This window comes from Staphylococcus schleiferi, assembly GCF_025558325.1.
Taxonomy (GTDB): Bacteria; Bacillota; Bacilli; order Staphylococcales; family Staphylococcaceae; genus Staphylococcus; species Staphylococcus schleiferi.
In genome coordinates, this window is the sequence record NZ_CP094712.1 from 467,347 (window position 1) to 492,748 (window position 25,402).

A 25,402-nucleotide genomic window follows, 5' to 3' on the forward strand; every position below is an offset into this window, starting at 1 on the left:
AGGCATTTGCGTCTTTAATATTAAATAGGGAGCGGAACAGGTTCAAAATAATGACTGTTCCGCTCCTTTATCGATTCAGTTCAATGTATTGAGGGGTTTATTGAACAACTTTTAACAACATCAATTTTTATCTATATTTGGAAAAATAAGCGTTTTTATATGTTATGGCAATACAGTTACAAGGAGATGAAATGTTTTTTATACGCCAACATCTTCCCAAGCTTGAGCAACTTGACTCGCTACATTTTGTCCATATAAATCTAAAGCAGATTGATATAGAGATGCTTTTGCATCATTGAAATTAGAAGTTGAAGTTAAATATTGAGATAAGGCTCTGTAATAAATTTGTTCTGAACGGTCTTTACCGATACGTTGAATCGTATTGTAAGCTGCTTTGTTCGGAATACCTGAATTTGTGTGAACGCCACCATTATCACTTGAAGTATGGACATATTGACTCATATGAGAAGGTTGACCATATTGTTCTGGTGAAGACATGCTACGTAACGCATCGCCATCACGTCCTGGCGTGTATGCATCTTCCCCAATTAAGAAATCTTCTGAATCTACAAAATAAGCGAATACGTCAGAGAAACTTTCATTAAGTGCACCTGGTTGGTTGCGGTATACGAGGTTTGCTGTACTTTGTGTCACACCGTGCGTAATTTCGTGTGCAACGATATCATTCGCAGCAGATAAGTTTGTAAAAGTTACACCATCGCCGTCACCATAAATCATTTTATCGCCAATCCAAGCGGCGTTATTACGGTTGTCTTGTCCATTAAAACGGTTGACATGCGTAATAGATACAATTGGACTATCTTTATCGTCATACGAAGCACGACCAAATTTCGTTTTGTAGTAATCGTAAACTTGTTTCGCATAGTAGTTTGCATCTACACCTGCGCTTTGATATTTATCTGTAAAGTTTGTATCTCTATCAGTAATTAATTGAGCGGAGCCTGTTGCTTCATTAACTGTATAAGCAGACATAACAGCAGGTGCTGTGACATCTTCTAAACTATAACCATTACCAATACTGTTAATGTTGATCTCTTTAGTATCACCTAGTACCCCACGGCCAGTTCCTTTTGCAGCGGCATGCTTAATTAAATTCGTTTTTTCAATAATTTCTCCAGTTTGTGCATCGACTTTAATATCCCAATGGGCAACATCTGGTTTTGTCATAACTAATTCAATGTTATAAACGAATTTATTCTTTTCACCATCGATTTCGACTTTGTTTTCTTTAACAACGTGATCATCAATATTTTTAGCTTCTGATGACTTGACATCAACACTTTGGAATGCACGGTCGATGGCTTTATCTTTTGAAATTTCAACTTCGTTTGTCGGTTTGACTTTTTTAGCTTCAACTTCACCATTGACAAGAACGACTTTATTATCTTTATTCACGTGGACTTTGACTTCTTTGTCTGTCGCAAATGCACCATCAACAACGGGTTGTAATGTGTAATGTGTAAAACCAAGTTTGTCCTTTTCTGCTTTAACGACTTCGTAATCTTCATAGTTCTTTTTAATGTCGCTAGGTAATTCTTTAAGCACTTCGTGTGCTTCAGATTGACTATGAACAGGTTGTTTAAAGTCATGTTTGAGAGGAATATCGGCTTTCGATTCAGCGTGAGCAGTGTCAGAGATAGGTAAAAGACTTAAGCATAAAGAACTAGATAATACTAATTTTGAAATTTTATACATTTTATCAACTCCATTAATTTTTAATACAACAGAAGTTTAATAAAATTATAAGTTTAAAATACAAATTTTGCCTAAGTGTAGATAAATAGTTCGTAGATGTTAAAATTTTCTAAAAAATAAGATATTTATTCGACAATGAAATTTTGTTTTTAAGATTTATGTTTATTTGTTAACTATTTAATAAGTAAAACTATATATAGATGACGATACAAATAATTTTATAGGTGTGTATGTTTTTAAACACATAAAAAGGGAATGGAAATCATATACTATTGAAAGGGGTTTTATCATGTCTAATAATAATCCGTTGAAGCAATTTTTTAATGGTGATTTTGAAGAACAACCTCAAGAATATCCTGGGATTCAAAAACAAATGACGCCTGTCCCAGATTGTGGAGAAGAAACATATGAAGGTGCCAATAAATTAAAAGGTAAAAAAGCATTAGTGACTGGTGGCGACTCAGGTATTGGTCGTGCTGCTGCAATTGCATATGCCAAAGAAGGCGCGGATGTTGCGATTGCTTATCATCCAGATGAACAAGAAGATGCTGAAGAAGTCAAAGCAGTGATTGAAAAAGCAGGTCAAAAAGCGGTATTACTGCCTGGTGATTTACGTGATGCTAAATATGCAAAACAAATGGTTAAGGATGCCCACAGTCAATTAAATGGACTTGATATCCTTGTATTAAATGCAGGTATGCAACAATATGAATATGAAATTGAAAACTTAGCTGCAGATCAATTAACAGATACATTTGAAGTCAATGTTTTCTCAAATATTTATTCAATTCAAGAAGCATTGCAATATTTTGAACCTGGTGCGAGCATCATCGTAACTGCATCTATCCAAGGTGTAAAACCGAGTGCACATCTAGTGGATTATGCGATGACAAAAGCTTCTAACATTTCAATGACGAAAAGTTTAGCCGCACAATTAGGACCTAAAGGCATCCGAGTTAATGCGGTTGCTCCAGGCCCTATTTGGACACCACTTCAAGTAAGCGGAGGTCAACCACAAGAAAGCCTTCCAAAATTTGGTCAAAATCAACCACTGCAACGTGCAGGTCAACCTGTTGAACTTGCAGATGTCTATGTGTTACTTGCGTCAGACAATGCAAGCTATATTACAGGACAAGTTTATGGTGTAACAGGTGGTGCACCGATTAATTAATCGGTTTACACGTACACACATCTTTTTATATAAGAGCCAGAAGTCGAGCGTATTTCGATTTCTGGTTTTTTATGCTGGATTTCCTTTGCAGTTCGAGAGTCATCCATTGTCAGATGCTTTAAAAATCGAATCAAAAGCGCTATTCGCATAAATAAACAGTTGATTTGAGAACGAATTTCATTTATCATAAATCGTAATTATTACTATTTGAGATAGGTGAAAAAGATGACATACGAATGGGTTATTATCGGAGGTGGCGTACAAGCGACAACGATTGCGTTACAATTAAGAAGCCTGGGGCTACCGAAAGAACAATTGAAAATGATTGATCCACATGAGCGATTGTTAGGACAATTTGAAATGCAAACGGGGCGAATTGGTATGCCTTATTTAAGATCGCCATTAGTGCATCATTGTCATCCCGAGCCGTTTGATTTGAAAAAATTTGCGAAAAAAGAAGGCTATGTTCAGGCGATGATTGGACAATATCAACGGCCACGTTTGGATATGTTTTTTGATCATACGCGTTATTGGATAGATGCATATGAATTAGAAACATGTCACATTTGTCAAAAGGCGCGACACCTTTGTCAATGTGATACGTTATGGGAAATTGAATTAGAGGATGGGCAAAAAATTAAAGCGCAACAATTAATTTTAGCGATGGGAACACATCATACGCCATTCATACCTCAAATATTTCAACATCAACCTGATGTTCAACATATTCATAGTGAACAATTAGAGCCTATTGCTGAAGTTTCACATGTGGTCGGCAGTGGGATATCAGCTGGACATTTAGCTATCAAATTGATTAAAGAAAATCAAGATAAGACGATTCATTTGTGGATGAAGAAAGACTATGAGATCCATGATTTTGATGCAGATCCGGGTTGGTTAGGTCCGAAAAATATGAAACATTTTCAAGAAGAGCCACTTTCTGAACGCGCGCTTGTTAATCGCCAAGAACGCCATAAAGGTTCGATGCCTAAAGATATGTGTATGACTTTAAAAAATTATGAAAAACAAGGTCGATTGATTGTTCATCATACAGCCATTGATCACGTCGAAGATCATATGATTATCGCGGGAGACTTAAAAATGCATTATGATGGCATTTATTTAGCGACAGGTTTTGTGCCAGATTTAATGACACAGCCTTTACTTCGAGACATTTTGGCTTTACCAGAAGCACAATTAGTCTCAGGTTATCCTCGTATTTCAGATGAGCTAGAATGGTTACCCCATTTATTTGTCTCAGGAATGTTAGCCGATTTACAATTAGGTCCTTTTGCGCGAAATATTATGGGAGGCCGTCAAGCTGCATTAAGAATTGGAAAGGTTTATTCAAATCGAATCGCAACGTATCAACAAGCAGTAAGTTAACGCTCATGCCTCGTTTCAGTTGGACATTCAAATTGCGTCATAATGCCATTCGTTATAAGATGAGAATATGTGTGTAAAGATGTCTTATTCTTTAAAAACGATTGGAAAAGGGGAGTGGCAAGCATGATTAAGTGTGTTTGTTTAGTAGATAGAAAGGCAGATCACTTACGCTTGGTTCAAGTGAGACATAGAGATAAAATGTACTTCCCAGGCGGCAAAATTGAACCGGGTGAAACGATGGAAGCGGCATTAATTAGAGAAGTGAAAGAAGAATTACAGTTAGAGTTTAAACCTGAAAATATCATTTATGTCGGAACCGTTGTAGGACAAGCTTATCCGCAACATGATGAGCAAACGGAATTGAATGGCTTTAAAGTGAATCATGCTATTGATTGGTCTCGCGTTTCAATCAATGCAGAAATTACAGATATTGATTGGGTCCATATAGACGATGTCGACCGCATTGCACCGGCTGTTCAGCAATGGATTGATACTTACGAACGTTAAAAAATAAAACAGCTTATCGCTATTTTCCAATAAATTGGAGCTAACGTAAGCTGTTTTATTTTTTATTGCTTGATTTGGTATAGATTAGGATAAAAACCAATTCGAGGGAAATTAAAGCCTATCGTTTTAATTTCAGCTTTTTTACCTTCTACAATATCTTCTTGAATGCTTTGGCTATTAAATTTACCATGCAACAATATATCATCATTTTGAATTTTTATCGTCTCTTTACCATGTTTTAAAACGATAAAACGACTTGTTCCAGTCGTTAGACCATGATTTTCTTTATATTTTTCAACGACGACCCCTTGATAAGTTTTATGATTTAGTTCAGGTATAACGGTTGCCATACCTATAAAAAGAATCGCAAGGATAAAAACTGTGACAAAAATAATTTTCATCACCTTTGGGCCGACCTTTTCAAAAAAAGAATTAATCCATTGCTTAATTTTATTCATTAAAATCGCTCCTAACACCCGCATTATATCTAATAAATGACGACATGCATAGTCTGCAGGCACTTTGAATACCGTAAATGACATAAAAAAATCATGAGGTCGAAGCCCTATTCGGAAATTGGATTCGACCTCATGATTTATTTTTTTATCATTTGAATTAGCATTGTGCACTTTCATATAAGATTTGTGCGATTCGTAATAATACAATCCCGTCTATCGTATTGGGGTCCCATCCTGTAATTTCATGGATTTTTTTAATGCGATAGTTCAGCGTATTGCGGTGAATAAATAAGTCATTTGCCGTTTTGACGAGTTTACCGTGATTTCTAAAGTAGGCCTCAATCGTTTCATTGAGATATTTATCTTCTCCAAAATCTAACAATTTTTTGTAGTTAGACACAAGTGACATTTCATTCGACGGCGTGAATTTTTTAATGTTATTACAAATTGTCGCCAGTTCATGGCTTTTATACGTATGCAAGCCTTCTTGAATTTTTAAATCGTGCATCAGCACTTTAAGGGCTGTCGCCTCATTATAAGATTGTATGAGTCCTTGTAATCCGTTAGTAATGGAGCCAAGTGTAATTAATGTGCGGGAAAAGATGTCATCTTTCATCTCACTCTCAATGGAGGCTCTGATTTCAGATTGTGTTTGACCACGATTGTCATTGGATTTGAGTATGAATACATATTCAGAAGGAGAAATTTCAATAATGTCATCGCCTGGTAATTTCCAGTCTTCTAAAGCGCGGCGCAATGTCATGATTTTCGTTTTACTTGTACTATTAATCGAGATGAGTGCGACAGTAAAGTCTTCATTTAAGCCTAACTTTTCAATGACATTTTTACGGTTATAGGCTTGGATTTGTCGCTGTGGATTAAATAATATATGTGCAAGCATCTGTGTTCGAGATAATGTTTCTTCAAAGCGCGTGGAACGTTCGAATTCTTGTTCGACGATGAACTCTGCATTTAATTTTAATAAATGTGAATAAATTCTAATTTCATCTGGCTCTCCTACTACAAAAAGTGCGCCGTACGTTTTCCCACTATGTGTAATCGGAATAATGACACCAGTCTGTTTAACCTTCCAAAATTTCATATCCTCTTTTTCAATATCGATAGGGAGATTTCGTTGTATAGAATGGCGGGCAGCAGGGTAAAAAACGCCTATTTTATCTGAATTTGATGTTGCGATGACGTAACCGCTTCTATTCAGGATCAGTACATCTGACTTAATAATTGATGATGCTTTTTTTACGACTTTTTGAGCCCAATGTTGTTTAATCATTAATTCCAGCTCCTATTGTTATGTATTTCGCCAGTAGGATGTGAAAGCATCCTCCTTTATAAAAGAGATAAAAATACAGCAGACTTTATGTCAACGATGTGTATTTTTTAAGCATGACTATGCTCTAAATCTTTTGATAGGGAAGAGAATAACACGATTTAACGTATCCGCTCTGGTTTAAAAATTTTTTTCAGAATCCCTTAGTCATTTTCAATATATGAATCGATATACCATTGTTTGAAACAAATTGTTTTCATCAACAATCAAAACCCATCAATGAAACTATCATAGCATTTGTTGTAGTGACACACTAGAAAACAACTTGATTCTATTTATAAAGATTTTTATTTAAAACAATGTTTCGTACGTGTTTCATATTATTACATTTCCGTTACGTCTATGCTTAAAACATAATTTCGTTAAAATTGTTAAATAATTTAAAACTTAGATTAATATCCAAAACATAAAAGTATGAGTCCATATTTGAATGTGAATAAGTTTCCTTGATTGTACATTTTACCTATTCTTATATCATAAAGCACATTTATCTTCATATGCAAATTATATTGAATATTTTTTTGAATTTATAAATACTATTGATTTTACATTTGTACAAGGTTTTGTACTGTGGATTGAAACTGACAAATGGTGATTCAATCTTCATCTTTACAAGAGTTAACAGAAAAACCGAATAAGAAATGAAAACATGAAAAAACAAGCAAAGAGCAGACTGAAAAAAACAAATCTAATTGATTTCTGTTCCCCTTGCTTGTTCATTTTTATAGCATTCCGAATAGGCTCAACACAATAAGGCTTGTCACAATTAAAGCAGCCCAAGTTAATAGGCCAAGCAAAATAGGTCTTAGCCCTGCTTTTTTAAATTGACTGAATTTCACAGATAATCCGACACCCGCTAAAGCGACAGTGATAAGAAAGAGCGCAATCATTTTAAAAATTTGAATGACATCATGTGAAAAGTTAAACAGCGTACTGATGAGTGAGGCTACAATAAACCAAATAATAAATCCTGGAACCGCACGAATAATGGTAGGACGCTCCCCTTGTTTTTGAGCTTCTTGCCGTTGTGTAACCCATAGGGCAAGAATAATCGTAATAGGAATAATAAAGAGTGTTCGTGTTAGTTTAACAATCGTTGCAACCTCAAGCGCTTTTGATCCGTAAAGGGCACTCGCAGCGACAACACTAGACGTATCGTTGATCGCTGTCCCACTGAAAAAACCAAAAGCTTCTTGACTCATATGTAAAAAATGACCGATTGGTGGAAAAATAATCACTGCAACTAAATTGAATAGAAACACGGTTGATAAACTAAAAGCAATGACCTCATCTTTGGCTTTAATGATTGGACTTGTTGCTGCGATTGCAGAACCCCCACAAATAGATGTACCGACGCCTATGAGTATACCGGTGTGGGTATCAATTTTTAATAGTTTAACACATACTGTAACAACGACGAGCGCGACGAGTAGTGTCACGATAAGGATTGGCAAAGATTTAAGTCCAATGGAACCAATCGACTGAAAGCTAAGTGTGAAACCGAGGGCGATAATGCTGTAATGTAATATTTTTTTACTGCTGAATTGAATCCCTGGTTTTAACGTTTGCGGCAATTGAATACAGTTATTTAGCACCATACCAATAAGCATTGCGAAAATAGCACTTCCTATAATAGGAAAGAAATGACCGAGCAATGTGGCAACTATCGCAATACTCAATGTAAGCATGAGACCTTTAATTTTAGACACAATGGACCTTCCTTTCTCAAATTGTTAAGTCATACATTAATGCACGAAAACACAATCAATGGGTGATAAATACGTGACTATTTTTAGCGCAATTATTATGAATTGGAAACAATTTGAACACGATGATGTACTAAAGTGCGCAATCAATTACTTTGAATCAAGTAAGAAACGGGCAACCCACCCATCAAAAATTTTTGCAACTCCTCCATATTTTTTCATCATCTTCAACAAACTTAATTTTGTTACTCAAGACAAAAAAACTCCTTTTCAATTTTTATTTAATTTAGCTATAATATAGCACTAAGAGCGTGTACAGTCTAATCAGACTAGTACACGCTCTTTTATTATTTATTCCAATTTCCTTTTGACTTGGAACCTTTGAGCTATATGTTTTTTAGTTGGTGTTAACTTGGTTTAATCCCAATTCAACCCCACCAACTTTTACAGACAAGCTGTAATAACATATAGCTCTATTCCAAGCACAAAAATTTTTTCGGCATAAAGGTAACGCTACTGTTTATTTTCATCTTGCTTCTGATGATTATATTCTTTTAAATAAATCAGGGAAAATATCAAAAGGAACAACGGAATCACAAAAACCCACAAATTTAAATTCCATGTATACAAACAATATATAATCCCCAAATCAGCTAAAAGAAAAGCCACAACAAAAACAAATAAAAAATTAAAAAACTTCATAAAAACCCTCCCTATTTGAGTTATAACTACAAAAAACTAAAAATAAAAAGATACAGGAGAACAAAAAATGAAAAACAAATTGATAATATGCATTTTATTCACTTGTTTAATTAGTTTTAATTTACTAAAAACACAGTCAGTTGCCAACGCAGAAACACAAGATAATTCTTAGTTATCTACTTATGAAGAAGATATAATAACAAATGATATTTCAATTACTGAAGAAAATGGAGACAAAATCTGCTTTGAAAGCGAAGAAGATAAAAAAATGTACTTAAATAACCAAAACAACAATATATAATCAAGAGCCGTTGATTTATCACAAAAAGTAAAAACTATATCTTCAACAAGATACAATATGAGATTTTCGGGATATTCTAATATGACTCCTAATTGGACAAAAGCCTCAAAATACACAACACATGCAGGAAGATCTTTAAAATTTAGTACAGGTGCCCAATATAAAGGTATTAATCTCACTTTAGGATTTGGTAGAACTTATGGTGTAACAACAATAAAAGCAAATTCAAAACGATATAGTAGATTAGCAGGTTACTAAGATATAACATTAACGAAAAAGCAAAGAATATATTATCAAGCCGAGACAAAAATTAATACTGTAAACTTTGTAACTCAAAAAACACATGCAAAATATGTGAAAGTAAAATACAAATGATTTTTAGTATAACAACACAAATGAAAATATAATAGCATCTCAGTCCAACACTATCGCGTCGCTTTGCGTTCATGCGCGCTGCCCAAACGCTTAACGGGTTCCACCCTTTGCGTTTTCACGGTCGCAAAGCATATTATCATACTCTAAGCACCCAAATATCACACACATCTGTGCTGTAATTAGGCTCTATCACTTTATCTTGCTCATCACGCATGAAATCCATTATAGAATCATTAGAAACACCATATATAGTTGGTAATGTTAAATTATTACTACTCCAATATTTACGTTTGTTTTTTCGTGCGGGGGTATTTAATAAATCTTTCGTAATATATTTCGTTACATAACTACTGATTTTTGATTTAGAACGCATCATATGCACATTCGAAAAACCATGTCCCCAATCAATACAATTATAAATCTTTTGTTTTTATGTGTTTTACCTGAATCAATTAAATTAGGCTCCAAATTGTCTGTTACCATGTGCCAATGTACTAAACCACTCTTATGCCTTTCTGGTATAGCTATATACATAAACGGCTTATCACTTTTTCTAGAATGTCTTTTGCGCATCTTATTTAACCATTTCCGCATTTCAACAAAACGATACTCATCTTCAACCGATTCAACACATTTTTTTCGGATCAAAAGTAAGAGTCCAAAACATATCAAAATGATTATTTAAAACCAAATCTTTAATCTTTGTTTTCCCTTTAAACATATATCTTTTTTGATTATCTAAACGTCTTCCCCACTCAAATAAGGGGAGGAATCTAATCCGTTTTTTTTGGTGGATAGAAACAATGGATTTTTGACGCTTATTTTTATATTTTATGACAGTTAAACGCCCGTCGTTATAAGCTTTTAACTTATATTTGTAATCATTAGTACAGTCGCTAATGTGTCTGTTAAGTTGCCCGCATGTTAAGTGCAGAACGGCGTTTATATTATTTCAATAGAAGATTTAGTGCTATTAGGTCAATATCATTGACTTATTTAAAAGTGACGTGTAGAATTCTAATTGTAAAAAAAATATCAATCAAGGACGGGATGAAAATGAAAAAAAGAGTAGGACAATTTTTATTTGACGAAATTGCAAAACACGGTGTTGATAAAATCTTTGGTGTGCCTGGAGATTTTAACCTTGCCTTTTTAGACGACATTGAATCACATGAAACCTTACAATGGGTAGGGAATACAAATGAATTAAACGCGAGTTATGCAGCAGATGGCTATGCACGTATCAACGGCTTAGCAGCCATGGTAACCACATTTGGAGTAGGAGAATTAAGTGCAACAAATGGTATTGCAGGATCTTACGCTGAGAATGTGCCGGTGATTGCCATTACAGGTGGCCCTACAACAGTCGTTGAGAAAGCTAAAAAATATGTCCACCATTCATTAGGAACAGGTATCTTTGATTCATATCGTAAAATGTTTGCACATATCACAGAAGCACAAACGTATTTAACAACAGATAACGCTTTAACAGAGGTACCTCGAATCATCCAAGTCGCAATAGAAGAAAAACGCCCTGTACATGTTCATTTACCTATCGATACAGCGATGAAAGAAATTGAAGTGCCAGATCAAATTGAATATCCTGAAGTAAAAGCGTCAGAGGACTTATCAAGTATCATTGAAAAAGTAACTGACACACTTCAAAATGCGAAACAACCGACTTTAATTGTAGGACATCAAATCAATAGCTTTGGTTTACAAGATCAAGTTCAACAATTAGCTGAACGTTTAAACATACCCGTTGCACAGTTATCACTTGGGAAAGGTGCTTTTAATGAAGAAAGCCCACAATATATGGGTATTTTTGATGGCAATATTGCAGATGAAGCGATTCGTGATTATGTAAATGGTAGCGATGTCGTCATTACTTTAGGGGCAAAATTAACAGACTCAGCTACTGCAGGTTTTTCTCAAGAATTTAAAGATGACGTTGTGATGATTTTAAATCATCGTCAAGTTCGTATAGGAGCATTTGAATCGACTTCACCAGCACTTCCTGAAATTGTGGAAGCACTTGGACAAATCGATTATCACTATGAAGGTCAGTTCCCTCAATTTGTATGGCCAAAAGCTGAAAATGTAGACTTAAATGATGAACCGTTAACACAAGAAAATTACTTTAAATTAATGCAAGGTTTTCTTAAAAAAGGTGATGTTGTTTTAGCTGAACAAGGTACGTCATTCTTTGGTTCATATAGTCTGGGTATTGAAGATTCAACAACATTTATTGGTCAACCTTTATGGGGTTCAATTGGTTACACATTGCCATCTACTTTAGGAACAACATTAGCTGCACCAGAACGTCGTAACATCTTACTTATTGGTGATGGCTCTTTACAATTAACAGTACAAGAAATTTCAACAATGATCCGAGAAAAAATGAATCCAGTTATTTTTGTCATCAATAACGATGGTTACACTGTTGAAAGAAAAATTCATGGTGAAAAAGCACATTATAATGATATTCAAATGTGGGATTACAAAATGTTACCAGCTGTATTCGGAGGCCAAGATATTCCAACTTATGATGTGAAATCAACAAAAGCCTTAAAAGAAACAATGGATGCGATTGAACAAAATCCAAATACAATGCATTTTGTAGAGGTCCACATGGATGTGATGGACGCACCAGAAAAACTGAACATCATTTCAAAAGCCTTTGCAAATCAAAATAAATAGGCAAAACCATTACTAAATTCTCTATATTCTGATGATTTTCAAAGTCAGTTGTTGACATGAGATTCTGAATGGTGTTATAGTAAGCCTTAACTTAATATACGTTAGATTGAAAGTAGTTTTTATCGTTTGTAGCATGCAGAAAGCTAACGGTTGATGAAAGTTAGCACGGCGTTAAAAATGAATTGGGCAATCACGCATTAACGTAATAATTGAATCTTGATTTTAAAAGCGAATATGGCACAGTAGTCATATTAACTAAGGTGGCACCACGGTAACGCGTCCTTATAGAGGATGGGAAACCGTGGTGTTTTTTTTATTTTTTAGTGAGATATAGATAAATAGTGAGGTAAGATGAAGTAGTTTGAATCATCGGTAGCATCAGAAAATAGACGGTTGATGAGAGTCTATACCGACTTCAAATGAATTGGGTTTTACTGGAAGCAGCCAATTTTATAAAATTTTGAGTGAACGGAAGTATATCTGTTAACAAAGGTGGTACCGCGTGTGAGCGTCCTTTTTTAAGGAGACACACGCGTTTTTTTATTTTAAAAATTGAGGGGGAGAACAATGAAGATCCTATATCGCATTTTAGATGCACCCATTAATCCAGAAACACTAGCACGACATAGACAACAAAAAATTGTATTAGAAAGTGCCACAACATCTCAAACCAAAGGACGTTATTCAGTTGTTGCGTTTGATGCGTATGGTGAAGTGACATTGACTGAAGCGGGTTTAAATATTTCGACGCCTCAATATTCAAAATACGACACAGACGCGCCGTTTGAAAAACTAAAGGCATTTGTAGGCGCGCATCAATCAGATATTACGTATGAAGCATTACAACAACTTCCTTTTATTTCAGGGTTCATGGGTTACTGCAGTTTTGATTTAGTGCGACATGCATTTCCCATACTTCAACAATATCCAGTTCAAGGAGAAACAGAAGACGTCCATTTTTACATGATTGAATCGGTCTATGTCTTTGATCATTATAAAGAGCAGATTTATGCGATTGTGACGAATCTTTTCTCAGGTGCTTCAGAGCAAGAGATGGCACAACGTTTGGATGCGATGATTGATGTATTTAATCACATTCAACTGTTTGAAGAGGAAATAGCATACAACTTGCCACAACGGAAAATTGAAACCAATATTGACGAAGCGACTTTTATCAATCAAATTATGCAGTTTAAAAAATTAATTCAAGAAGGGGATATGTTTCAAGTCGTTCCTTCTCGAGTTTACAAATATGCACACGGCTTTGGTCATCATTTGCATCCATTAACGTATCGGCTTTATCAAAAATTAAAGCGTAAAAATCCAAGTCCTTATCTGTTTTACGTAAATATGGGAGGACCGATTTTAATCGGGAGTTCGCCAGAAAGCTTCGTTAAAGTAAAAGAGGGCAAAGTCATGACCAACCCAATCGCAGGCACAATTAAAAGAGGTGCGACAGAGGAAGAAGATTTTAAACATGCGCAAATGTTGTTGGAAGATGAAAAAGAATTAAGCGAGCATCGCATGTTAGTTGATTTGGGGCGTAATGATATTTTGCGAATCGCTCAACCTAACTCATTAGAGATACCGAAGTTAATGACGATAGAACGCTATGAACATGTTATGCATATTGTGACAGAGGTCATAGGTGAAATTGATGCCAAGCGTTCTCCTCTTGATATTATTGCGAGTCTTTTACCTACAGGAACAGTTTCGGGTGCGCCGAAATTACGTGCGATTCAACGTATTTATGAGAATCACCCGTATAAAAGAGGCGTTTACAGCGGGGGTGTAGGTTATATCAATTGTGATCATACGTTGGATTTAGCCCTAGCCATTCGAACGATGGTCATTGATGATAACGAGGTCCATGTCGAAGCGGGTTGTGGGGTTGTCTATGACTCTGTGCCGGAGAAAGAATTAGAAGAAACGAAACTCAAAGCGAAAAGTTTATTGGAGGTCACACTATGATATTAGTCATCGATAATTATGATTCCTTCACTTACAACCTAGTGGATATGTTACGTCCATTTGATGATGTGCGCGTTCTTTATCCAGATGATGCATCACTCTTTGATTTGAACCCAGATGCAGTCGTCATCTCGCCCGGACCGGGTCATCCAAACGATAGCGATGATTTGCATCGGATTATTCAATCGTTCGAACATGTACCTATTTTAGGGATTTGCCTTGGGGCTCAAGCCCTCTACTGTTATTACGGTGGGGAAGTGAACGTTGCACAGAAAGTTATGCACGGTAAAATTGATCAGTTATCTTTTGATGCACCGAGCGCTTTATACAATGGGATTTCAGAACATTCTGACATTATGCGCTACCATTCACTGATTTGTGAAGAAACCACATTACCCGCTTCGTTATTAATTACAGGACGTACGCGAGATAGCATTCAATCATTTGAACACCGAAGTCGGCCACACTTTGGTCTTCAATATCATCCAGAGTCTTTTGCAAGTCAAGATGTGGCGAAGGTTGTTGAGAATTTTATATCCATCGCAAAGAAAGGTGTGAAGTCACATGACATTGCTCAATAAAATAATGAATTTTGAAACGTTAAATGCAGATGATATGGCATTATTCGTCAATACTTTAATCTCTGAAACAACTCCGATAGAAGATAAAGTAGGATTGCTCGTCGCATATACGATGAAAGGTGAAACAACTGACGAGTTGTATGCATTATGTGCGCGTTTGATTCAAACCATGTATGAAGAACAACCACAATATGCAGGAAGTATGTGTGTCTGTGGCACAGGGGGAGACGGATCGAATAGTTTTAATATTTCTACGACCGTTTCATTTGTTGCTGCAAGTGGCGGCATTCATGTTGTCAAACATGGAAATAAAAGCGTGACTTCGCAGTCGGGTGGCATGGATATTTTACAGGCAATGGGAATCCCAACAACGCCAGTTCAGCAAGTTTCACAACAATTGGCGACATCCCGTTTAGCATTTGTCAATGCGACAGAAGCATATCCATTAATGAAAAATATGCAACCTGTACGTAAAAAATTAGGTCGGCCGACGATTCTGAATTTGATCGGCCCTATCATTAATCCTTATGCCTTAGATTATCAAGCAATGGGGGTCTTTGATCCATCAAGAATGGTGAAAATTGCAGAGGTGCTTCAAAAATTAGGACGTAAGAGAGCGATTGTGATGCATGGTGCAAATGGCATGGATGAGGCGACGTTATCTGGAGAGAATCAAATTGTAGAAATGAACCAACATACAGGGATTGACGTTTATACCGTTAATGCCATGGATTACGGATTGCGATACGCGCCTGATGACGCTTTAAAAGGAGGCACACCTGAACAAAATAAGCAAATTAGTTTAGATATTTTAAAGGGAAAAGATCGCTCTTGTCGGAGAGATGTGGTGTTATTGAATGCGGGGATTGCTTTCTATACTGCTGAAAAAACAGCATCTATTCAAGACGGCATTATCTATGCGGCTGAATGTATTGATTCAGGTGCAGCTTATCACCAATATGAACTAGCGAGAGGTGTCATCGTATGAGTATCTTAGACGAAATCATCACATATAAAAAAGCATTATTAGCAGAGGGCTATTATGAACAGAAATTGGCTCAGATAGATGCCATTAATGTGGCGCACAAGCCACGCCTTGCGCAACTGCTTGCGGAGGATTCGAAAATAGGTGTCATTGCAGAAATTAAGTCAAAAAGTCCAACAGTGTCAGACATTCCTGAGCGTGATTTAACTGAACAACTGCAACTTTATACGGAAGGAGGAGCTTCGGCCATTTCTGTTTTAACAGATGAAAGGTACTTTGGAGGCAGTTACGAAAGGTTGATAGAGTTAACACAGCAAACAAACTTACCCGTACTTTGTAAAGATTTTATTGTCGACGAACGCCAAATAGACCTTGCGCATAAAGCAGGGGCCTCGATTATTTTATTAATTGTCCATGTTTTAACAGATGCACAACTCCAACAATTATACCATTACGCGACTGAATTAGGCTTAGAAGTATTAGTTGAAGTACACGACCGTGAAGAGCTTGAGCGTGCACATCATCTCAATCCACAACTGATAGGGATTAACAACAGAGATTTGCGCCGCTTTAAGACTGACGTTGCACACACCTCTCAAATACTTACGCGTAAGCAAGCGGGTGTGCATTATATTTCGGAAAGCGGTATTAAGACTCCTGCAGATGTCGCTCAACTGATTTCCACAGGTATTGCAGGCATTTTAGTAGGAGAATCATTAATGAAAGCAAAAGCACCTCAAAAACAAATTCAAGCTTTTAAATTAACAAAGGGTGTCTAATATGTATTTAAAATATTGTGGTTTTACGAGACGACAAGATATTGAAGCTGCGATTCAATGTGATGTATCTGCAATCGGTTTTATTACTTATCCTAAAAGTGCACGGTACGTTAATTTAGAAACATTGCACAGACTTTCAAAGCAAGTGCCCGATGACATTGATCGCGTGGCTGTGGCTGTAAATGCTTCAATGCAAACTTTACAAAATATCGTTGAACAGACGAATATTAACACCCTCCAATTTCACGGTGATGAATCTGTAGAGACATTACGTACATTTAAAAAACGCTATCCACAGATACAAGTGTTCAAAGCACTTCCTGCTGACGACATGTTGCGTTCTCATATGATGTTGTATCGTGACGCTGTTGACAAGTTTTTGATTGATACGCCCTCACAACAGTTTGGTGGGACAGGGGAAGTGTTTGATTGGTCATATTTAAATGACTTACCCGAAGCAAAGTACCTGATTGCTGGGGGATTAAATACACAAAATGTAGCGCAATTATTAAAAACGCATACACACATTGACGGAATCGATATTGCGAGTGGTATCGAAATAGATAAAGGCATTAAAGACCCAATCAAAATGAAACAGATGTGTGCAATTGTGAAAGGAGCAATAAGATGAAACATATTCAATTAGAAGTAGATGAAAATGGATTCTTTGGAGAATATGGTGGCAAGTATGTACCAGAAACATTGATGCCAGCGATAGATGAACTCAAGAAAGCCTACTTAGAGGCGAAACAAGATGACGCATTTCAAGCCATGTATCATGACTATTTAAAACATTATGTAGGACGTGAATCTCCATTAACTTTTGCGGCATCTTATACTGAACAACTTGGCGGCGCTAAAATTTATCTTAAGCGCGAAGATTTAAATCATACGGGTGCACATAAAATTAATAACGCACTTGGACAAGCCCTTCTAGCGAAAAGAATGGGCAAAAAGAAATTAGTTGCTGAGACAGGCGCAGGACAGCATGGTGTGGCCAGTGCAACCGTTGCGGCATTATTTGATATGGAACTGGTTGTTTTTATGGGAAAAGAAGATATCCGTCGACAACAGTTAAATGTATTTCGTATGGAATTATTAGGGGCTAAAGTGGTGCCTGTGACAGATGGGCAAGGAACGTTATCGGATGCTGTCAACAAAGCATTACAATATTGGGTGGCGCATGTTGAGGACACACATTATCTATTGGGTTCAGCGCTTGGTCCAGATCCATTTCCGACAATGGTACGTGATTTTCAACGTGTGATTGGTGATGAAATTAAAGCGCAACTTGATGAAAAAGAACAACGATTACCTGATGCGATTGTAGCTTGTGTGGGTGGCGGTTCTAATGCGATAGGGACTTTCTATCCTTTCGTCAATGATGAAGCGGTTAAGCTGTACGGTGTGGAAGCAGCTGGAGAAGGCGTGCATACCGACCGTCATGCGCTAGCCATCAATAAAGGAAGTAAAGGCGTGCTGCATGGTACTAAAATGTATCTTATTCAAGATGAACAGCATCAAATTAAATTAGCGCACTCAATCTCAGCTGGGTTAGATTATCCTGGTGTTGGACCTGAGCACAGTTATTATCACGATATCGGTCGTGTTGACTATGTGACGGCAGATGATAAGGAAGCTATGGACGCATTAGTTCGTTTCACACAAGCGGAAGGAATTATTCCAGCAATTGAAAGTGCACATGCATTGAGCTATGTAGAGAAACTTGCGCCTAAAATGGATAAAGATGAAATCCTTGTGGTTACAATTTCAGGTCGAGGCGACAAAGATATGGAAACAATTAAAAATTATCTTGAAGAAAGGGAGCGTTAATCATGACTACGAAGCAATTTGTCGCTTATATCATGGGGGGGCCTCAGTTTATTGACGAACTTAAAGCTTTAGATGAAATAGGTGCTGATTATGTTGAAATAGGGATTCCATTTTCTGATCCTGTCGCTGATGGGCCTGTCATTATGGAGGCAGGACAAGCTGCTATTCAAGCTGGTATGACCGCACAGAAAATTTTAAACCAATTAAAGGCGGTACAGCATGAATTAAAGACACGCACCATTTTAATGACCTATTATCACACTATCGAAACGTATGGTGAAGCGGCATTTATAAAAGATGCCGAAGCAGCAGGTGTGAAAGGTCTGATTATTCCAGATTTACCTTTTGAATATGTGCAACAACTAAAAGCACGTCATCCAGAGCGTCAGTTGCAAATCATTTCCTTAATTGCGATGACAGCTGCAGCTTCACGACGTAAACGTATCGCAGCGTCTGCGGAAGGCTTTATCTATACGATTACAATGAATAAAGTGACAGGGCAAAATGGTCATTTTCATCCTGAACTCAAAAACAATATTTTGGATGTTAAAGCACAGAGTAAAGTTCCTGTGTTTGCTGGTTTTGGAATCCGAACACCCGAACACGTGCGTGAAATTATAGAAGTGGCAGATGGTGTCATTATCGGTAGTGAAATTGTAAGACGCTTTAAAGAAGAGGGAATCGACGCGACAAAAGCGTATTTAAAAACAATTAAAGTGGCTCTTGAGTCGTAAGAAACATAGTCCTATTATTTGATCATTTTAATGAACAAATAAAACGATTAAACGGTTTGAAAAACTGTTCATGCCGATGTGGAAATTATATAATAATCTCAAAGATAAACGGATTGAATTGCGACGAATATAGGGGGTGTATTGGATGATGAAGGTCATATTATTTGATTTAGATGACACGCTTTACAATCAATTGGAAGCTTTTGAATTTGCATATCATCGTCATTTTGCGGATAGTGATATTGGTGCAGAAACATTGTATCGCCACTTTAGAGTTTATAGTGATGCATTATTTGAAGCGACACAAACTGGTGAATTGTCACTGAAGGCTATGCATATTGCACGCATTACACAAGCAGTGCAAGATTTTGATATTGATTTACCAGAGCGCATGGCTATTGCGTTCCAACAGGATTATGAAGCTGCACAACAACATATCAACTTATCAGAGACGATGACACAAATACTCAACTTTTTAACGTCTCAACAAGTTGAATTAGGTATTTTGACAAATGGTGAATCTAATCGTCAACGTCGTAAAATAGCAGCATTAAAGTTAGATGCTTTTATTCCTGAATCACATCAATTTATTTCTGCAGATTTCGGTCTATCGAAACCAGAACGAGACCTTTTTAAAGTTGTCGAGCAGCAGTTAGAGGTTGCCCCACATGAAATTTATTATATCGGAGACCATTTTGACAATGATGTCATCGGTGCCATTGATGCAGGTTGGCATAGTATTTGGTTTAATCGTCGAAACCGGCCTATGACGCATCAGCAATACCACCCTGACCATATTGTGATGACCGAAGAAGAGTTATTCCAAACCATTAAAGCATTGTTCGAAACAAAACAATAACTAACGATGCGGAACGTCAACACCCCTATCTTTTCAAAATGATGAGAAGATGGGGGTGTTGTTGCATTTCAATGCTTTATAGATAACGGCAAGATTCAGTCTATTTATTGTGCCATAATATTACGTGTTAATTTTGTGCCTTGATCAGGTGTTTCAAATAATGTGATTGTATTCAATGAGACGCCTTCTGGTAGGTGCGCATGGAATTGTTGCCAAATCCAATGGGCAATATTTTCTACAGTGGTGTTCATTTCAGGTAAAGTATCGTTAATCAACTGTCCTTCAAGTTTAGGCGCTAAATAATGGTTATAGACAGCATCGATTTCTTTAAAGTCCACAGCCATCCCTTGGTCATCTGTTTTTGACCATAGTTCAACCTCTAGTTGATACGTATGTTGTTCTAAATCTACATAGCGTGTATCAGAAAAATAAACACGATTATCACACGTGAACGCATAATGCTTAATAACAATGAGCGTTTTGTGATGGCGTGCAAAATGTTGCGGTGGACGTACATGATCGAATTTTGTCATGTTGTTACCTCATTTCCTCTCTTTTTTATTAGCTTAACATATGAACAATAAAGTTGTGTAGCCCTCTCCGTTTTGCTGCTATGTCATCCATTTTTTCACCCGGCTTATCTCGCTTTGTTTATCATTCGTTTTAAATGGCGCAATCACTTTTATGAGTCTCAATGGTAAATATCGCATTAACTCCCACCTTAAATTCTAGCCTATAGATAGCTACTCATAGGCAGTGCAGATTGTATTTCCTAAAAATTAAAGCAATAAATACAAGATCGTCATGTTGGGCGAGATAAAGTATGATAAAATGGTTTAAAATGTTATCGAAATATTTTGACATTTAAACGTAGTCGAAGGGGGAAGCAGGATGAAGGATGAGCAGAAAATGGAAAGTGTAAAAAGACAGCGTGCTATAATAAGAGGGCTTAGTAAAAAGGTGGAAGTTAGAAAAATTGAGTGGATATGATACCGCTGGTAAATGTAGAAGTTTTCATTAAAGTATCAAAGCATAGATAAATAAAGAGTGTCTAATTTATTTGTGCAACGCGTAAAGGGCTTATCTCAGCACATAGCATAGCTTTAGAAAGGGGCGAAAACATGTAGGATGTAGATAAGGTTTAAAGCGAATTGCGTCGAGCGTTTGTGTCAATAATAGCGCAAAAGCGCATAACCATCGCTTTAACCATTCACGTTATGGATTAGGATAGAGGTTTCTTAATCTATGAAATGATTCTAGCCAAACAATAGAATAGTAGCGATCCAGATGATATAAGCGACACTGGTATCTATGTCTATGTAGCCCTTGCTCACGCGCCCCCAGAATAGGGAATAGAAGAGACGTGAGTGTTTCGTAAAATGGATTTGATGTTGTTTTAACGATGATGGGTGCATGGTTTGAATAGAATACAGTAAAAGCGTGTCGATGCTATTGTTCTTAATACAAACCAATATGAAAGTACAGTCTGTGCTTAGAAAGAGTAGGTGGCAACATGAAAGTTTTTAAGCAACTCGGGTGGTTTTTCAAGCAAGAAAAATGGCGCTATATAAGTGCTCTGATTGCTTTAGTCATTACAGCTTTATGTAGCTTGATTCCACCGCAAATTATAGGTTTTGTGATAGACCATATCGCACAACACACGTTGACACCTCAAAATTTAACAATGTATCTTGTGATTATCTTTATTGTCGGTTTAGCAGTTTATGCGTTACGTTATTTTTTGCGTACGCGATTTTTTGGCGCAAGTGCAAAACTAGGAAGAATTTTGAGAAATCAACTTTATGAAAAATATACACGTATGAGTCCATCGTTTTATCAAAATTACCGTACGGGTGATTTAATGGCGCATGCGACAAATGATATTCGAGCGGTGCAAAATACTGCGGGTATCGGTGTGTTTACGATATCTGAAGCAGTCATTACGGGTGGCATCACATTAATAATGATGTGTGTGACGATTAGTCCCAAACTGACACTCATTATGATGATACCTTTGCCATTGTTGGTTATATTGACGAGTTATTACGGCCACTTGTTGCATAAGGGTTTTAAAGAAGCGCAAGGGGCTTTTAGTCAATTAAATGATAAAACGCAAGAAAGTATTGCAGGGGTCAAAGTGACAAAATCTTTTGGTTATGAACAAGCAGATGAAACGGATTTTCGACAATTGAGTGACCGTGTCGTAGCTAAAAACTTAGTTGTATCCAAAATTGATGCACTTTTCGATCCTACAATTGAATTGGTCATTGGTGCAAGCTACCTTTTAAGTGTGGTTTTTGGGGCATTGATGGTGATTCATGATGCCATCACGATTGGTCAACTCATTACCTTTACGACTTATTTAGGTATGCTCGTTTGGCCGTTATTAGCGCTTGGATTTTTCTTTAATATCGTTCAAAGAGGGTCGGCATCTTATGACCGGATACGCAAAATAGAAAGTGTACAAAGTGATATTGTGACAACATCTCAAACATCGGCAGTTCCTGAAGGTGATATTGATTTCAATATTGATACATTTCAATTTGAAGGCGAAACAGAACCTGATTTAAAAGATGTTCATTTCCAAATTAAACAAGGGATGACGTTAGGGATTGTTGGACATACGGGCTCCGGTAAAAGTTTATTAATACGTCTTTTACTTCGTGAATTTGATACGAAACACCCTGAAGATATTCAGTATGGTGGACGACCTATCCGTGATTATGAAATTAACAAACTTAGAGGGCAGTTCGGCTATGTACCACAAGAACATTTTCTATTTTCATCAACAATTCGCGGGAACATCGCATTTAGTCAACCGGATGTTGCAGATGAAACAATCTTTCATGCTAGTTCAATGAGTCATATTCATCAAGACATCTTAAGTTTGCCTGAAGGTTATAACACCGTTGTCGGAGAGCGAGGCGTTTCATTATCAGGCGGACAAAAGCAACGGATTTCCATTGCACGGGCGTTAATGACGGATCCACAAATTTTAATTTTAGATGATGCCCTATCCGCTGTAGATGCAGAAACTGAAACAGCCATCCTGAACAATTTGAAACAAGAACGTCAAGGTAAAACAAATATTATTACGGCGCATCGGATGAGTGCGGTCATGCATGCAGATATGATTATTGTAATGCGACATGGCACTATCATTGAGCGGGGGACACATGAACAACTCATGGCAAATGAGGGTTGGTATGCGGAGACGTACCGTTCACAAGCGATGCAAAGTCGTCTTACCCACGATTTAGAAAGTGAAGTTGATGGAGGTGAGCGAAAATGATGCAACAAGACGTTAAATCTCAATTGACGACGAAAGAACAAACACAAACTTTAATGCGACTTATTCGTTATACATTTCCATTTAAAAAGTTAATTTTTCTAACTTTAGCAATGCTCACTTTTTCAACGATGGCAAGTATGTCAGTCCCTTATCTTGTCAAAATGTTTATTGACCAATATTTAACACCGCAACATTTCCCGAGAAATGAAATTACGATTTTGTTAGTCGTTTTTGTTGCAGTTGAATTAATAGGGGCAGTCACTACGTATTTAAGTATTTATTACTTACAATATCTCGCATTTAAAGTCATCCAACAACTGCGTATTGATGCTTTTCATAATATCAGTCAATTAGGAATGAAGTTTTTTGATGAAACGCCGAGTGGGAGTATTGTTTCGCGTTTAACAAATGATACTGAGGCAATCGTCGAAATGTTTACAGGCGTGCTATCTTCCTTTTTAATTGCATTTTTCATGATTATCGCAAGTTTTGTCATGATGTTTGTTTTAGATATTCGAATGGCGTTTTTCGCAATGTTGTTTATCCCGATTGTAATTGTTGTGCTCGCAATATATCGGAAATATGCCTCCATTTATTTCTATGAAACACGTCAGCGCTTGTCTGATTTGAATGCCAAACTAGGTGAATCTATAGAAGGTATGAAAATCATCCAAGTGTTTAATCAAGAGCGACGTTTACGAAATGAATTCGAAGCCATTAATACATCACATTATCAATATTCAATTAAAACAATACGTTTAGACGGTCTATTATTACGACCTGCGATTACGATGTTATCAACATTTGCAATCGTTGTGATATTGGCGTATTTTGGTATTTTAAGTTTTTCAACCACTGTCACAGCAGGGGTGGTGTATGCATTTATTCAATATATGCAACGCTTCTTTGAACCTGTCAACCAAGTGAGTCAAAATTTAAATATTTTCCAACAAGCCATAGTTTCAGCTAGTCGTGTTTTCAAAATGATGGACGACCCCACTTTAGCGCCGTTACAAAATGCGCAAAGTGAAGGTGAAATTAAAGACGGAAAAATTGAATTTAAAGATGTTTCATTTAGTTATGATGGCCAACATGATGTACTTAAAAATATTTCATTCACAGTGGAACCCGGCCAAACAGTAGCTTTAGTAGGTCATACGGGTTCCGGTAAAAGCTCTATCATTAATTTATTTATGCGCTTTTATGAATTTAACCGTGGTGAAATTTTAATTGACGGGCAATCGATTAAAGATTTTCCACCGGCACAATTAAAGCGAAATATCGGACTTGTGTTGCAAGATCCATTTATGTTTTATGGAACGGTCGCTTCTAATATTAAGCTATATCATCCGACGATGACCCAAGAAGAAATAGAAGCAGCAGCCCAATTTGTCCATGCAGATGAATTTATTCGTCAGTTGAAAAATGGCTATGCGCACGAAGTAATTGAGAAGGGGAGTGCTTTCTCAAGTGGTCAACGTCAATTAATTGCTTTCGCAAGAACGATGGCGATTCAACCTAAAGTGCTTATTCTTGATGAAGCAACGGCAAATATTGACTCAGAAACGGAAGAAGCGATTCAACAGTCACTCAATCGTATGCGGACTGGACGAACAACGATTGCAATCGCGCACCGTTTATCGACGATTCAAGATGCCGATCAAATTTTAGTGTTGAATAAAGGGAAAATTGTAGAAAGAGGAACGCATGAATCCTTAATTGCGCAAGAAGGCATTTATTACAAAATGTATCAATTACAGCTTAACGGCGCGTAATGTACAGAGGCAGTATACAGAAGCATGTGATGTCATGTAGTTCTGTATACTGCCTTTTTGTGTGGAATACGGCTATATATAAGGACTAGCCATTTGATATAAGCAAAAACATAATAATGGCGGCAGTTGGAAATTGAAAGCATTTCCTCGACCGCTCCCGAATAAGTTAATGATTCAAAAACTGACAGCTTCCTCAGTGCGCGCTTAATAAATCTGAACGAAT

The 25,402-nt window shown here is 36.8% G+C and carries 21 protein-coding genes; 15 read left to right on the forward strand and 6 right to left on the reverse strand.

Annotation, left to right across the window (positions count from 1 at the left end):
* Positions 1–198 precede the first annotated feature (198 nt).
* Positions 199–1,716 (reverse strand): M4 family metallopeptidase, encoded by a 1,518-nt coding sequence (locus MUA40_RS01945; protein WP_016426129.1) that lies wholly within the window; start codon positions 1,714–1,716, stop codon positions 199–201.
* 289 nt (positions 1,717–2,005) lie between these two features.
* On the opposite strand from MUA40_RS01945, the gene MUA40_RS01950 reads away from it, so the two are divergent.
* The 3 genes from MUA40_RS01950 (at position 2,006) to MUA40_RS01960 (ending at position 4,780) form a co-directional block, all read left to right on the forward strand.
* Positions 2,006–2,887: an SDR family oxidoreductase gene (locus MUA40_RS01950; RefSeq protein ID WP_016426130.1), complete on the forward strand. Its 882-nt coding sequence runs from the start codon at positions 2,006–2,008 to the stop codon at positions 2,885–2,887.
* 225 nt (positions 2,888–3,112) lie between these two features.
* A complete protein-coding gene (locus tag MUA40_RS01955) occupies positions 3,113–4,273 on the forward strand; it encodes an FAD/NAD(P)-binding protein (RefSeq protein ID WP_126496033.1) in 1,161 nt (386 codons plus the stop codon).
* Between the two features lie 123 nt (positions 4,274–4,396).
* On the forward strand, positions 4,397–4,780 hold the full coding sequence (locus MUA40_RS01960) for an NUDIX hydrolase (protein ID WP_016426132.1): 384 nt from the start codon (positions 4,397–4,399) through the stop codon (positions 4,778–4,780).
* A 62-nt stretch (positions 4,781–4,842) separates the two neighbouring features.
* Here the strand turns inward: MUA40_RS01960 and MUA40_RS01965 are convergent, their stop codons facing one another.
* From MUA40_RS01965 to MUA40_RS01975, 3 genes are all read right to left on the reverse strand, one after another.
* Positions 4,843–5,238 carry a hypothetical protein gene (locus MUA40_RS01965; RefSeq protein WP_037559440.1) on the reverse strand — a complete coding sequence of 132 codons (396 nt, stop codon included), beginning with the start codon at positions 5,236–5,238 and terminating at the stop codon, positions 4,843–4,845.
* Positions 5,239–5,395: 157 nt separating this feature from the next.
* The gene (locus MUA40_RS01970) at positions 5,396–6,529 is read right to left on the reverse strand and encodes a sugar diacid recognition domain-containing protein (protein ID WP_016426134.1); all 1,134 of its coding nucleotides are present in this window, start codon (positions 6,527–6,529) and stop codon (positions 5,396–5,398) included.
* Positions 6,530–7,308: 779 nt separating this feature from the next.
* On the reverse strand, positions 7,309–8,295 hold the full coding sequence (locus MUA40_RS01975; protein ID WP_016426135.1) for a YeiH family protein: 987 nt from the start codon (positions 8,293–8,295) through the stop codon (positions 7,309–7,311).
* A gap of 1,081 nt (positions 8,296–9,376) precedes the next feature.
* On the opposite strand from MUA40_RS01975, the gene MUA40_RS01980 reads away from it, so the two are divergent.
* Complete coding sequence (locus MUA40_RS01980; protein ID WP_262569785.1) at positions 9,377–9,553, forward strand: hypothetical protein; 177 nt, start codon at positions 9,377–9,379, stop codon at positions 9,551–9,553.
* Between the two features lie 489 nt (positions 9,554–10,042).
* On the opposite strand, the gene MUA40_RS12110 is transcribed toward MUA40_RS01980, so the two are convergent.
* Positions 10,043–10,264: a rolling circle replication-associated protein gene (locus tag MUA40_RS12110; RefSeq protein WP_420833315.1), complete on the reverse strand. Its 222-nt coding sequence runs from the start codon at positions 10,262–10,264 to the stop codon at positions 10,043–10,045.
* A gap of 462 nt (positions 10,265–10,726) precedes the next feature.
* Between MUA40_RS12110 and MUA40_RS01985 the strand changes: the two genes are divergently transcribed.
* The 9 genes from MUA40_RS01985 to MUA40_RS02025 all read left to right on the forward strand — a co-directional run bounded on the left by MUA40_RS01985 (position 10,727) and on the right by MUA40_RS02025 (position 20,112).
* Positions 10,727–12,370, forward strand: coding sequence for an alpha-keto acid decarboxylase family protein (locus MUA40_RS01985; RefSeq protein WP_262569787.1), 1,644 nt, complete (start codon positions 10,727–10,729; stop codon positions 12,368–12,370).
* 567 nt (positions 12,371–12,937) lie between these two features.
* A complete protein-coding gene (locus tag MUA40_RS01990) occupies positions 12,938–14,341 on the forward strand; it encodes an anthranilate synthase component I (protein WP_167732837.1) in 1,404 nt (467 codons plus the stop codon).
* A complete protein-coding gene (locus tag MUA40_RS01995; RefSeq protein WP_016426142.1) occupies positions 14,338–14,922 on the forward strand; it encodes an anthranilate synthase component II in 585 nt (194 codons plus the stop codon). The genes MUA40_RS01990 and MUA40_RS01995 overlap by 4 nt, the downstream gene beginning before the upstream one ends.
* Positions 14,906–15,910, forward strand: a complete 1,005-nt coding sequence (gene trpD / locus MUA40_RS02000) for an anthranilate phosphoribosyltransferase (protein WP_016426143.1) — start codon at positions 14,906–14,908, stop codon at positions 15,908–15,910. The genes MUA40_RS01995 and trpD overlap by 17 nt, the downstream gene beginning before the upstream one ends.
* Positions 15,907–16,686 (forward strand): indole-3-glycerol phosphate synthase TrpC, encoded by a 780-nt coding sequence (gene trpC, locus MUA40_RS02005; protein WP_016426144.1) that lies wholly within the window; start codon positions 15,907–15,909, stop codon positions 16,684–16,686. The genes trpD and trpC overlap by 4 nt, the downstream gene beginning before the upstream one ends.
* A gap of 1 nt (position 16,687) precedes the next feature.
* Positions 16,688–17,317, forward strand: coding sequence for a phosphoribosylanthranilate isomerase (locus MUA40_RS02010; RefSeq protein ID WP_016426145.1), 630 nt, complete (start codon positions 16,688–16,690; stop codon positions 17,315–17,317).
* A complete protein-coding gene (gene trpB, locus MUA40_RS02015) occupies positions 17,314–18,519 on the forward strand; it encodes a tryptophan synthase subunit beta (RefSeq protein ID WP_016426146.1) in 1,206 nt (401 codons plus the stop codon). The genes MUA40_RS02010 and trpB overlap by 4 nt, the downstream gene beginning before the upstream one ends.
* A 2-nt stretch (positions 18,520–18,521) precedes the next feature.
* On the forward strand, positions 18,522–19,253 hold the full coding sequence (trpA, locus tag MUA40_RS02020) for a tryptophan synthase subunit alpha (RefSeq protein WP_167732839.1): 732 nt from the start codon (positions 18,522–18,524) through the stop codon (positions 19,251–19,253).
* A 145-nt stretch (positions 19,254–19,398) separates the two neighbouring features.
* Positions 19,399–20,112: an HAD family hydrolase gene (locus MUA40_RS02025; RefSeq protein WP_016426148.1), complete on the forward strand. Its 714-nt coding sequence runs from the start codon at positions 19,399–19,401 to the stop codon at positions 20,110–20,112.
* Positions 20,113–20,216: 104 nt separating this feature from the next.
* Here the strand turns inward: MUA40_RS02025 and MUA40_RS02030 are convergent, their stop codons facing one another.
* A complete protein-coding gene (locus MUA40_RS02030) occupies positions 20,217–20,645 on the reverse strand; it encodes a 6-pyruvoyl trahydropterin synthase family protein (protein ID WP_165545247.1) in 429 nt (142 codons plus the stop codon).
* A 980-nt stretch (positions 20,646–21,625) separates the two neighbouring features.
* Between MUA40_RS02030 and MUA40_RS02035 the strand changes: the two genes are divergently transcribed.
* Positions 21,626–23,404, forward strand: a complete 1,779-nt coding sequence (locus MUA40_RS02035; RefSeq protein WP_016426150.1) for an ABC transporter ATP-binding protein — start codon at positions 21,626–21,628, stop codon at positions 23,402–23,404.
* Positions 23,401–25,179 (forward strand): ABC transporter ATP-binding protein, encoded by a 1,779-nt coding sequence (locus tag MUA40_RS02040; protein ID WP_016426151.1) that lies wholly within the window; start codon positions 23,401–23,403, stop codon positions 25,177–25,179. Before MUA40_RS02035 ends, MUA40_RS02040 begins: the two co-directional genes overlap by 4 nt.
* The last annotated feature ends 223 nt before the right edge of the window (positions 25,180–25,402 follow it).

Excerpts from the sequence above, each read along its gene's own strand:
- MUA40_RS01945 (WP_016426129.1), bottom strand. The coding sequence starts at position 1,716 with ATGTATAAAATTTCAAAATTAGTATTATCTAGTTCTTTATGCTTAAGT.
- MUA40_RS01950 (WP_016426130.1), top strand. The coding sequence starts at position 2,006 with ATGTCTAATAATAATCCGTTGAAGCAATTTTTTAATGGTGATTTTGAA.
- MUA40_RS01955 (WP_126496033.1), top strand. The coding sequence starts at position 3,113 with ATGACATACGAATGGGTTATTATCGGAGGTGGCGTACAAGCGACAACG.
- MUA40_RS01960 (WP_016426132.1), top strand. The coding sequence starts at position 4,397 with ATGATTAAGTGTGTTTGTTTAGTAGATAGAAAGGCAGATCACTTACGC.
- MUA40_RS01965 (WP_037559440.1), bottom strand. The coding sequence starts at position 5,238 with ATGAATAAAATTAAGCAATGGATTAATTCTTTTTTTGAAAAGGTCGGC.
- MUA40_RS01970 (WP_016426134.1), bottom strand. The coding sequence starts at position 6,529 with ATGATTAAACAACATTGGGCTCAAAAAGTCGTAAAAAAAGCATCATCA.
- MUA40_RS01980 (WP_262569785.1), top strand. The coding sequence starts at position 9,377 with ATGACTCCTAATTGGACAAAAGCCTCAAAATACACAACACATGCAGGA.
- MUA40_RS12110 (WP_420833315.1), bottom strand. The coding sequence starts at position 10,264 with ATGCGGAAATGGTTAAATAAGATGCGCAAAAGACATTCTAGAAAAAGT.
- MUA40_RS01985 (WP_262569787.1), top strand. The coding sequence starts at position 10,727 with ATGAAAAAAAGAGTAGGACAATTTTTATTTGACGAAATTGCAAAACAC.
- MUA40_RS01990 (WP_167732837.1), top strand. The coding sequence starts at position 12,938 with ATGAAGATCCTATATCGCATTTTAGATGCACCCATTAATCCAGAAACA.
- MUA40_RS01995 (WP_016426142.1), top strand. The coding sequence starts at position 14,338 with ATGATATTAGTCATCGATAATTATGATTCCTTCACTTACAACCTAGTG.
- trpD (WP_016426143.1), top strand. The coding sequence starts at position 14,906 with ATGACATTGCTCAATAAAATAATGAATTTTGAAACGTTAAATGCAGAT.
- trpC (WP_016426144.1), top strand. The coding sequence starts at position 15,907 with ATGAGTATCTTAGACGAAATCATCACATATAAAAAAGCATTATTAGCA.
- MUA40_RS02010 (WP_016426145.1), top strand. The coding sequence starts at position 16,688 with ATGTATTTAAAATATTGTGGTTTTACGAGACGACAAGATATTGAAGCT.
- trpB (WP_016426146.1), top strand. The coding sequence starts at position 17,314 with ATGAAACATATTCAATTAGAAGTAGATGAAAATGGATTCTTTGGAGAA.
- trpA (WP_167732839.1), top strand. The coding sequence starts at position 18,522 with ATGACTACGAAGCAATTTGTCGCTTATATCATGGGGGGGCCTCAGTTT.
- MUA40_RS02025 (WP_016426148.1), top strand. The coding sequence starts at position 19,399 with ATGATGAAGGTCATATTATTTGATTTAGATGACACGCTTTACAATCAA.
- MUA40_RS02030 (WP_165545247.1), bottom strand. The coding sequence starts at position 20,645 with ATGACAAAATTCGATCATGTACGTCCACCGCAACATTTTGCACGCCAT.
- MUA40_RS02035 (WP_016426150.1), top strand. The coding sequence starts at position 21,626 with ATGAAAGTTTTTAAGCAACTCGGGTGGTTTTTCAAGCAAGAAAAATGG.
- MUA40_RS02040 (WP_016426151.1), top strand. The coding sequence starts at position 23,401 with ATGATGCAACAAGACGTTAAATCTCAATTGACGACGAAAGAACAAACA.